General features: G+C 67.5%; 10 protein-coding genes. All 10 read right to left on the bottom strand.

Annotated elements, in window-relative coordinates; genetic code table 11:
- Nucleotides 1–2,295, bottom strand: a 2,295-nt coding sequence (locus OXF11_10370; GenBank protein MCY4487502.1) for an error-prone DNA polymerase, incomplete at its 3' end; no start/stop codon positions are given.
- A 6-nt stretch (nucleotides 2,296–2,301) separates the two neighbouring features.
- Nucleotides 2,302–4,104 carry a DNA polymerase Y family protein gene (locus tag OXF11_10365; protein ID MCY4487501.1) on the bottom strand — a complete coding sequence of 601 codons (1,803 nt, stop codon included), beginning with the start codon at nucleotides 4,102–4,104 and terminating at the stop codon, nucleotides 2,302–2,304.
- Nucleotides 4,091–4,768 (bottom strand): recombinase A, encoded by a 678-nt coding sequence (locus OXF11_10360; protein MCY4487500.1) that lies wholly within the window; start codon nucleotides 4,766–4,768, stop codon nucleotides 4,091–4,093. Before OXF11_10360 ends, OXF11_10365 begins: the two co-directional genes overlap by 14 nt.
- A gap of 33 nt (nucleotides 4,769–4,801) precedes the next feature.
- A complete protein-coding gene (gene lexA / locus OXF11_10355) occupies nucleotides 4,802–5,404 on the bottom strand; it encodes a transcriptional repressor LexA (protein ID MCY4487499.1) in 603 nt (200 codons plus the stop codon).
- A gap of 158 nt (nucleotides 5,405–5,562) precedes the next feature.
- A complete protein-coding gene (locus OXF11_10350; GenBank protein ID MCY4487498.1) occupies nucleotides 5,563–6,603 on the bottom strand; it encodes a hypothetical protein in 1,041 nt (346 codons plus the stop codon).
- The gene (locus tag OXF11_10345) at nucleotides 6,591–7,937 is read right to left on the bottom strand and encodes a GTP-binding protein (GenBank protein MCY4487497.1); all 1,347 of its coding nucleotides are present in this window, start codon (nucleotides 7,935–7,937) and stop codon (nucleotides 6,591–6,593) included. The genes OXF11_10350 and OXF11_10345 overlap by 13 nt, the downstream gene beginning before the upstream one ends.
- Nucleotides 7,934–8,248: a hypothetical protein gene (locus OXF11_10340; protein ID MCY4487496.1), complete on the bottom strand. Its 315-nt coding sequence runs from the start codon at nucleotides 8,246–8,248 to the stop codon at nucleotides 7,934–7,936. The genes OXF11_10345 and OXF11_10340 overlap by 4 nt, the downstream gene beginning before the upstream one ends.
- 91 nt (nucleotides 8,249–8,339) lie before the next feature.
- A complete protein-coding gene (locus OXF11_10335; protein MCY4487495.1) occupies nucleotides 8,340–9,248 on the bottom strand; it encodes a metal ABC transporter substrate-binding protein in 909 nt (302 codons plus the stop codon).
- A gap of 22 nt (nucleotides 9,249–9,270) precedes the next feature.
- Complete coding sequence (locus tag OXF11_10330; GenBank protein MCY4487494.1) at nucleotides 9,271–10,143, bottom strand: metal ABC transporter permease; 873 nt, start codon at nucleotides 10,141–10,143, stop codon at nucleotides 9,271–9,273.
- Nucleotides 10,143–10,397 (bottom strand): ABC transporter (locus tag OXF11_10325; GenBank protein MCY4487493.1); only part of this gene is annotated, 255 nt, incomplete at its 5' end. The genes OXF11_10325 and OXF11_10330, both read right to left, overlap by 1 nt.

Raw genomic sequence — 10,397 nt, 5'->3', positions numbered from 1 at the left:
CCAGGCCGAGGCGTAGGCGATGTGGGCGAAGCTGGCGGCGTGGCTTTCGGGAAAGCCGTAGTCGCCGAAGCCCCGGATCTGCTCGAACACCTGGGTGGCGAACTCCTTGTCGATGCCCTTGGCCTGCATGCGCGAGATGAAGCGGTCCCGGTGCCGCTCGATCCTTCCCGATCGCCTCCAGGCGGCCATGTCGCGCCGGAGCTGGTCCGCCTCCCCGGGGGTGTAGTCCGCCGCCACCACCGCCAGCCGCATGACCTGCTCCTGAAACAGCGGCACGCCCAGGGTCTTCTTGAGGATCGGCTCCAGGGAAGGGTGGGGGTAGGTGACCGTCTCCTCGCCGTTCCGGCGCCGCAGGTAGGGATGCACCATGCCCCCCACGATGGGCCCCGGCCGGACGATGCTGACCTCGATGACCAGATCGTAGTATTCCCGGGGCTTCAACCGGGGCAGCATGGACATCTGCGCGCGGCTCTCGATCTGGAAGACCCCCACGGTGTCGGCCTTGCGGATCATGGCGTAGGTCTCGGGGTCGTCCTTGGGGAGGGTGGCCAGGGAGAAGCTTCGGTCCCAGTGCTCCCGGATGAGGCGGAAGGAGCGGTCCACCACGGTGAGCATTCCCAGCCCCAGCAGGTCCACCTTGAAGAGCTTGAGGCTCTCCAGGTCCTCCTTGTCCCACTGGATCACCGTGCGGTCGCGCATGGCGCCGTTCTCGATGGGCACCAGGTCGCGCACCGGCTTGTGCCCCAGCAGGAAGCCGCCGGGGTGGATGGACAGGTGGCGGGGGAAGTCCTGGATTTCTTCCACGACTTGGAGGAGGTCCCGCTGCACCGGCGCGCCGGGGTCGAGGCCGGCGCTCTCGAGCACTTGCGGGTCCATCCGCTCGTAATGGCCCAACAGCCGGGTGACGCGGTGGACCGCGGTCTCCGCCAGTCCCAGCACCTTGCCCACGTCCCGCACCGCGGAACGGCCGCGGTAGCGGATGAAGTTGGCCACCATGGCGGCGTGGGTGCGGCCGTGCTTGCGGTAGAGGTACTGGATGACCTCCTCGCGGCGGTTGTGCTCGATGTCGAGGTCGATGTCCGGCGGCTCGGCGCGCTCCCGTGAGATGAAGCGCTCGAACAGGAGGTCCATGCGTACCGGATCGACGGCGGTGATGCCCAGGCAGTAGCACACCGCGGAGTTGGCCGCGGAGCCGCGCCCCTGGCACAGGATCCCGTTCTTCCGGCAGAACCGGACCAGGTCCCACATGGTGAGGAAATAGCCCTCGTAGGCCAGTTCGCCGATGACCTCGAGCTCGCGCTCGATCTGTGCCCGGATGTCCTCCGGGACGGTGCCGCCGTAGCGCCCCCCGGCGCCCCGGAAGGTGAGCTCCCGGAGCCAGTCCGCGGAGGTCCTGCCGTCCGGCAGTTCCTCGGACGGGTAGCGGTAGGAGATCTCGTCCAGGGAAAAGCTGCAGCGGCCGGCGACTTCCAGAGTGCGGGCGACCGACTCGGGATCGTCCCCGAAGAGAGCGGTGAACGCGCCCCGAGACTTCAGGTCGTGCTCGGCGTTGGGCTTGATCACGCGCCCCGCGCCGGCCAGCCGGACGCCGTGGCGGATGCAGGTGAGGACGTCCTGGAGCCGGCGCCGCGAGGGGTGGTGGTAGAGCACCTCGGTGGCGGCCACGGTGGGGATGCCGTAGCGCCGCGCCCGCTCGCGCAGGCGCCGTTCCTGCCGCGCCTCTTCCGCGCGGCGGTGGCGCGTCACCAGCGCGTAGAGCCGTTCGCCGAAGGCGTCCCGCAGGTCGCGGGCGACGAATGCCGGGTCCGGCTCCCGCACCAGCAGGCTTTCCTCGCCGCCCCACAAGGCCACGAGCCCGCCGGCGTGCTCGCAGACCTCGCGCCATTGCACCACGCTCTGTCCCTTGGGCGAGCGCAGACGCCCGGTGGAGATCAGCCGGCAGAGGTGGGCGTAGCCGGTGCCGTCGGCGGCCAGCAGCAGGATGGAGGAGCCGTCGGCGACGCTCATGCGCGCGCCGATGACGAGATGCAGGCCCAGCTCCCGCGCCTTCACGTGGGCGCGCACGGCGCCGTAGACGCCGTCCCGGTCGGTCAGGCAGAGCGAGTGGATTCCGAGCTCCGCGGCCTGCTCCAGCAATTCCTCCGGATGGCTCGCCCCCTCCAGGAACGAGTAGTGGCTCTTGCAGTAGAGGGGGGCGTAGGGCTGGGGCGCCAGAGCCACGGGCACGCGGGAGCGTGCGCCGGACGAGGGAAGGGGGGACGGGCGCCCGTGGGGACGCTTCTTGCCGGCGGCCACGGTTCTCTACTCCACTTTCCCATGCAGGAACCAGCCGCGCCGCCTGGAGTCGTAGTAGATCCACAGCCACGGGCCTTCGCCGTCGCGGACGAAGTGGTACTCGCGGTGCACGCCGGCGCCGGAGCCCCACCATCCTCCGGAGATGACGTAAGGGCCGGCGCTCTCCCGTGTGAAAGAGGGAACGTCAATCGGGGTGTCGCCGGCCTGGACGTCGCCAACCACGGGCTCGGCATCGGGTGCGGTCGATCCCGCGTGCGAGGCCGTGTCAGAATTCGTGGGGCAGGGACGTACCGAATACGTCATTCCCGCGGAAGCGGCCGTGTCAAAACACCCGCGGTGCCAACACCCCGAATCGTCATTCCCGCGGAAGCGGGAATCCAGGGGTGGGGGAGCGGGGAAACGCCGTTGTAGCGCCCCCTCCCCACCCCTGGATTCCCGCTTCCGCGGGAATGACGTATCCGGTACGCCCCTGCCTTGCGAGTCTCGACTGCGCGGGAAGGACGGCGCATGTGCCGTTGCCACCAAGCGGAGTTTTGACACGGCTTGGTGCGGGAGCCGCACCGGCTTGGGGAAGAAGCGCCGCACCAGCGGGCGCAGCCGCACCCGGCGCGGCCGTGGCGGCGGCACGGTTTCCATGGGCTCCCAGGTGAAGCGCGCTTCGGGAAGGTGGCCGGCGCGCGGGCGCGCCCTTAGCAGGGCGCCGTCGCCGAAGCGTGCCCGCAGCCGCGCCAGGGCGCGGTTGGCGGCGTCATGGTCGCGCGTGGAGGCGCCGTGGAAAAGCTCCCCCTGGCGCGCGTCGGACGAGGCTCCCTGGAGCTCCATGACGATTTCCGTCACCCCGGCCGTCAGCGCCGTGGCCTCCAGGCGCAGCCGCAAGAGGTTCAGGATCTGTCCGCGGTCCAGGGTGGGACGGGCCGGCCGCAGGGTCTCGGGCTTCTCCGACCTGTCGTCCAGGCGGAGGCGGAGGAGGAGGGTGGTCATCACCTCGTGGCGCTGTTCCAGCGCGTCGAGCAGCGGCTCCAGCAGTTCCTCCATGAGCACCGCCAGCCGCTGGCGGTCGCTCTCCGGGTAGTCCAGGAAGACCCCCGCGGTGGTGGGCTCGAACGGCGTCTCCGGGTGGAGCGGGCTCCACAGGTCGCCCGCGGCCAGCCGGTGGAGCCGGTGGGCTTCCCGTCCCAGGCGCGCGCGCACCTGGGACGCGGGCAGGTCCAGGAAGCCGCCCAGGGTGTGGATGCCGAGGCGGGCCAGCAGGTCACGGACCTTGGGAGCGAAATCGAGGCGGTCGAGCCGAACGGCGCGGACGTGGTCGTGCTCCTCCCCGGACGTGCGGAAGACCACGTTCCGGTCGCAGGCCTTGGCCGCGGCGTAGCTGCCGAAGCGGGAGAACCCCACGGCCACGGTGTTGTGGAGGCCGGCGCCGGCGAGGTCGCGGTGGATGAGCCCGGCCCATTCCTCCAGGCGGGGGTGGAGCAGGGAAAGGCCCGAGGCCCCCAGCCAGAATACCCCGGGCTCGTCGCGGGAAGGCTCCACCTCGGCGGCGAAGCGCCGCAGCCGCGGCACCAGATCGGCCACGGCCTTGTCGACGGCCGTGCGGGAGATGACTCCCGCCCGCAGGTGGCGTGAGAGCGCGAGTCCCGCGCCGTAGCGCATGCCCGGAAGGATGCCGGTGGCGCGCGCCCGGGAGTTTACCCAGAGGACGGTCCCCTGGGCCTTGTCCTGATCCACCACCGCGGCGGGCTGGTCTTTCCAGTCGGGATGGTCCCGCAGCAGCAGTTGCAAGGGAAACGCCGCAACGTCAACACAGGCCATCCGCTCCACGGCACGACTCCATGTGACTCCATCCCGGCGCGCCGCGCTTGTCCTTGACCACGCGGATCTCCCAGTCGAACAGGCTGAAGGCGGTCCTTTTGATGCGGCCCTCGCCGTGCAGCGACACCAGCGGCCCCAGCGACGGCGCGCCTCGCTTCTTGCGGGTGAGGCAGAGGAGCGCCGCGTGGTGTTTCCGGGCCAGCGCCGCCAGCCGGCTCTGGACCGCCATGTGCATCCGCGCCTCGGCCTTGAGGTCCAGCACCACCAGCCCGAACGCGCCGGAGCGCAGCAGTTGGTCGGCGGCGCGGGACGCGGCCAGGGCGTCGGGGACCCGCACCACCGGCAGGGCCTCGAGGTCGATGCCCCACTCCACCAGATCCGGCGGGAAGAAGATCGAGTTGCCGAAGCCGATCCACGCCGCGGGCTCGCCGCGCTGCTGGGCCTGGAGGATCAGGGAGGCTGCCGCCGTGAGGGCAGGGGCCGCGCCCGAGTCCGAGATCTCCGTGAGGCGTCCCGCCAGCAGGGAGAGGTTCCAGGCCCGCGGCGCCTCGCGGACGGACCGGCGCCGCGGCGCGACCGGGGCGGGTGCGGCGCCCGAAGCCGCTATCCGTTCGCGCGCCGGAACCGGCAACCGCTCGTGGCTCTTTTCGGCGGAAACGTCCATGAAAGCTCTCCGTGTCCGGTTCATCCCTCCGGTTCACCCCTCCAGATAACGCCTCACCTCCACCACCTTGCCCAGGAGGGTGCATTCGTCGGCTCGGGGAACGATCGGCACGAAGGCCGGGTTCTCCGGATGCAGCTCGATCCCGTTCCCGCGCAGGCGCAGCCTCTTGATGGTGGCCTCGTCTCCCACCATGGCCACGACGATGTCCCCCGAGGCGGCTTCCCCCTGCTGCCGCACGACCACGATGTCGCCCGGAAGGATGCCCGCCCCGGTCATGCTCTCCCCCTGGACCCGGAGCCCGAACATCTCCTCCGAGCCCCGCGACTGCACCGGAAGGTAGCCCTCGCACTCCTCGATGGCCGCCCGCAGCCCGCCCGCCTGCACCCGCCCCAGCAGCGGCACGAACAGCGTTCCAGGCTCCTGGGGCAGGCGATAACCCCGTGATTTTCCGTGCGTCTTGACCAGCCGCCCCTCCACCACCAGCCGCTCCAGGTGCTCCCGCGCCGTCTGCACCGCCTTGAACCGGAACGCCTCCTGCACTTCCCGCACCGTCGGCGGCAGCTCCTCCAGAATCCGCCTGCGCACGAACCGGTAAACCTTTTCCCGGGTCTCCCCCGGTGGCGTGAAGGGTGTCATGAAGATGCGATACCAGACTTTTGTCTGGTATGCAAGAATTTTTTGGGCTATTCACCAAGGAAACCCGGAAGAAAGGGATTTCCCTGCCGTCCTCGGCAATCAGCCTTGCCGTTACTTCCCAGCGTCCACTGTGCGGACGTGCCCGTGAACGCCGTTGTTCATCCTGTCCGCCAAACCGTCACGCCACCCCGGGCGTCGAGGGCGGCAAGCGCGCGCCCGTCCGGCCGCCAGTACAGTTCCGCCCCTATGTCCGCCAAAACCGCGGACCCGACAGGACGGCCTTTCCCATTCCTCCGAAGCGACCACACCACTACAGCGCCATCCCGTGCCGCCGAGGCCAGGCGCATCCCGCTGTGAGCGAAGGCGAGCGTTGTGACGGGTTGAGCATGACGTTTTAGAACACCGGGCCGCGTGCCTTCGGGGCCACCTCCCCGGAAGCTCCAGACCGTCACCTCGTTGCCTCCGCCGGTGGCCAGGAGGGTGGCCGTGTCATCGAAGGCCAGGGCCGACGGTTTGGCGGGATATCCGGACATCATGGAGTCCTCCTCCGTGGAGCGACGCCAGAAGTGCACCGAGTTGTCCTGGCTGCCGCAGGCCACGATATCCCCGTCCGGGCTCAGTACCATCGACACCAGGGAGCCCTGCCACTCCAGCTTCTGGCGAAGCTCCCCAGTGGACACGTCGAAGAACGTCACTCGACAGTAACAGGCCGTCGCCAGCTCTCCGGCGCTGGACCAGGCGATGGCGCTGACGGTGCTGGGATGATCATCGGATCGCCAGACTTCTCCGCCGTCCGCACCATACGCGCGAACCTGCCGGGAGCAGGAGGCCGCCAGCCATTGGCCGTCCGGCGACCACGCCAGGTTATCCACCCAACCGCTGCCGACGTCGATGGCCTGTTCTACCTGACCTTCGTCGACACCCCAGACAAGGACTCGGCCGTCCTGGCCTGCCGTAGCGAACGCGGTTCCGCTTGGGTGGATAGCCATCGCGAGCACGCCGCCATCATGTCCCCCCTGCCGCGCCCATGCGCTTGCACCGGACTTGCCGTCGAACGCGTAGATGCCACCCGCGGCGTCAGCGACCACCAGGACCTTACCGCCGAGGGTCCAGCCTCCGGCGATGGCGTAGTCGCCGACCGCCGCGGACCAGCCCGGGCGAAGAACACCTTTTGGGCTGTCGACACTCAACTCAGACATGCCTCGAATCCTTGCCGCATGCTCTGCTCGTCGAGGTTGCGGCCGATGAAGACGAGCTGATTGCGCCGGGGCGAGTCTCCCCATGGACGATCCGGCTGGGCGTCAAAGAGCATGTGAACCCCCTGGAAGACGAAGCGACGCGACTCACCCGCGAGGCTGATGAAGCCCTTCATTCGGAAGATGTCCACCCCACGCTCACGGAGCAGTTCGCCAAGCCAGGCGTTGAGCTTTTTGGGATCGACGTCGCCGTCTCTCTCGATGGCGATGGAGCCCACCTCGTCGTCGTGTTCGTGCTGTGCGACCCAGGTGCGCTCGACTTCTGGCCTGACGGTCGCTCCTTCCGCGTTCGTCAGTTGGAGATCGAACTCTTCCGCGGTGTGCTGGGTGTAGAGCCCAACCCGCACCTGCGCATCGACCTCCAGGAAGAACGACTTGCGCCCGGGTGAATCGAGCGGGAGGCTCACATGCTTTCCGACGGGAATCTCCTCCCCCGGGGATATGATTGCCGCAGGTTCGGCGTACCGCCGCACACACCACTCCGCACTCTCGCGGAGGGCAGCGTCATCCGTGCCCTGGTCGGGCACGACGACGAGCGACATCGCCGGATCAGGTCCGTCGGCGAGCCTGAGTTCGTAGCGGCCGATATCGAGCGAATAGACTCCACTCCATTCGAACGGATACTCCGGCTCGAGGAAGGTGGGGCGACGCTCGAGCACCTTGTCCAGTTCGAAGGCACCCAAGTTGAGCACCGTATCGACGGAGACGTTCGCCCGCTCGCTACGCACGACTCGCGCCATTCGGTTCATGTCCCGGAGCCGAGTTTCGAGCCTGTCGAGTGCCTCGCCGTTGACGAGGTCCGTCTTGTTCAGAACGAGGACGTCCGCGAACGCGACTTGCTCGGTGCTCTCGTCGCTTCGCCCGAGCTGCTGCTCGATGTGGGCTGCATCGACGAGCGTGACGATCCCGTCAAGCGAGAACTCCGCGCGAATCTCGTCGTCCATGAAGAAGGTCTGAGCGACCGGGCCGGGATCGGCGAGCCCTGTGGTCTCCACCAACACATAGTCGAACTTGTCGCGGCGCTTCATGAGATTGCCGAGCACGCGGATCAGGTCTCCGCGCACCGTGCAGCAGATGCAGCCGTTCGACATCTCGAAGACCTCTTCGTCAGCGTCGATGACGAGCGCCTGATCGATGCCGACCTCCCCGTACTCGTTCTCGATCACGGCAATGCGCTTACCGTGCTCCTCGCTCAAGATCCGGTTGAGCAGGGTCGTCTTGCCGGAGCCGAGGAAGCCGGTGAGGATGGAAACAGGTATCTTTTGTGGAGCGTTCATATCTGGTTCTCCTGAAGCAGAGGTGCGAGTATTGAAATTTGGACGTCGAACCCCCACGCCTTGCAGACCTGGACCAGGTCTTCGGCGTCAACGGCGTCCGTGGTTTTGTGAAGCTTGTGTTGCAGCGGCGGGCCATCGGGCCGAAGCAGAGCAACCACGGTCTCGATGGGCGGACAGCCCTCTTCGCGACATGCCAACTCGGTGACCGTAACCGTCGCACCATCGGGAAGGCTCAGCGCTGCGCGCAATGCCTCCTTGACTTGTCGAACCCGTTGGCGATTCGGGCTACGCGGTGTTGTGTTGATCAACATGTTCTCTCTTCTCCTTGCGACACGGTGAGACCGAAGATGGGGCCGGATGGCGTCACGGCAGCAGGCGTTTCAGCGCCACGGCTGCCCCTGCTCATTTCGTGAAGGCCTTGACGAGTTCGCTCGCGTTGTGGCGGAACATGTCGAGATAGGTCGGCGCCGGACCGGTGGCCCCGGAAAGCGAGTCCGCGTAGAGCGTACCCCCAACGACGGCCTCGGCTTCGCGGGCGAGTTGCTGCACCAGGCGAGGGTCGGTGATGTTGTCGACGAACAATGTGTGGATGCCCTCATTCCGGATCTGGCGAATGAGAGCGGCCACTTCGCCTGCCGACGGTTCGTCTTCGGTGCTGAGACCGACCGGGGCATGAAATTCGATGCCGTAGGCGCGCCCAAAGTACCGGAACGCGTCGTGCGAGGTGATCACCTTGCGCCGTTCCGCGGGGACGGCGTCGAGCCGGCCGCGGATGTCCCGATCCAGCGTCACCAGTTCGCGGTCGTAAGCTTCGGCACGGCGGCGGTAGTCGTTGGCATGAGCCGTATCGGCCGCGGCAAGTGCATCAGCGACATTGGCGACATAGATGCGTCCGTTGGCGAGATCCTGCCAGCCGTGAGGGTCGAACGCGCCTTCGTGGTGGTGTTCGTCCTCTTCCGCCCTTAACAAAGCAATCCCTTCGCTGGCCACGACAACCGGCCCCTTGTAGCCGGATGCCTTGACGAGCCGGTCGATCCAGCCTTCGAAGCCAAGGCCGTTGACGAGGACCAGGTCCGCCTGGGCCAGCGCGCGCGCATCGGCCGGAGTCGGTTCGTAGACGTGGGCATCACCGTCCGGCCCCACCAGCGTGGTGAGGGTGACGTGCTCCCCGCCGACATTCTTCACCATGTCTCCGAGAACGGTGAAGGTGGCAACGACCTTGAGTTTGTCGGCTGCCCAGGATGGAGACGTCGCGGCGACGGCGAGGGTGACAAGCGCAGCCAGAATCAAGCGGCGCGAAAAGCGATGCATGGTTTGAATCCTCCTTTGCGATTCAAGCTTCAAGATGGCGGAGCGGCAGGAACCGCGTCCGCAGGCTGCCGCGCGGACCCGCGACAACCGAGACGATGTAGACGCCCCCGGCCACCAGGATGATCGCCGGTCCGGACGGAAGATTTACGTGGTAAGAGAGCAGCAGTCCCGCATACGCGGAAGCGAAAGCGATGGCGCTGCTCGCGGCCGCGAGCGTCGCGACTTGACCCGCCCAGAACCTCGCGGCCGCGGCCGGGAGCATCATCAACCCCACCGCCATCAGCGTACCGAGCGCGTGGAACCCGGCGACGAGGTTCATGACGACCAACACCAGAAACACGAAGTGAACGGCGGCGCCGGGGCCACCCACGGCGCGCAGGAAGCCGGGATCGAAGCACTCGACGATCAATCCGCGTCCGATGACGGCCAGGGTGAAAAGAGTCAGCGTCGCGATGGAGACAATGAGCAGCAGGGACGCATCGTCGACAGCGAGAATGGTTCCGAACAGCACATGCATGAGATCGACGTTGCTGCCGTGTGTGGAGACGATGAGCACCCCAAGCGCTAGCGAAATGAGATAGAAGGCGGCAAAGCTGGCATCCTCGCGTTGAGGGGTCACACGCGCCACGAGACCGGACAGCCCCGCCACGACCAGGCCCGCGATGAAGCCGCCGAAGCTCATGACGACGAGGGAGAGCCCGGCGATCATGAAACCAATGGCCGCACCCGGCAGCACGGCGTGGCTCAAGGCATCCCCGACGAGGCTCATGCGGCGCAGAACAAGGAGAGTGCCCGCCGGGCCGCAGCCGAGGCTGAGCGCCAGGCAAGCCGCCAGCGCCCTGCGCATGAAGCCGAACTCGATGAACGGCTGGATCAGGGCGGCATGGATGTCCATCAGGCAACGCCTCGCCAGCAGACCTCGGCACGGTCATCCCACGCCTCCGCCATCTGTCGCGCCTGGAAGAGATGTTCTGCCCGCAGAACCTTGGTAGTCGCCCCCCAGCCAACGGGCTCCCGGGCAATCAGCAGGGTGTCGGGAAAACTCTCTCGCACCTGGTCGAGGTCATGCAGCACGGCGATGATCGTTCGTCCTTCGCCATGCCATCCCACCACCACCCTCAGAAGGTCGGCCGTGGTCTTGGCGTCGAT

Source organism: Deltaproteobacteria bacterium (assembly GCA_026712905.1).
GTDB lineage: Bacteria > Desulfobacterota > Binatia > UBA9968 > JAJDTQ01 > JAJDTQ01.
The sequence above is the reverse complement of the archived record's forward strand: the minus strand, read 5'-3'. Positions and strand labels throughout refer to the sequence as shown.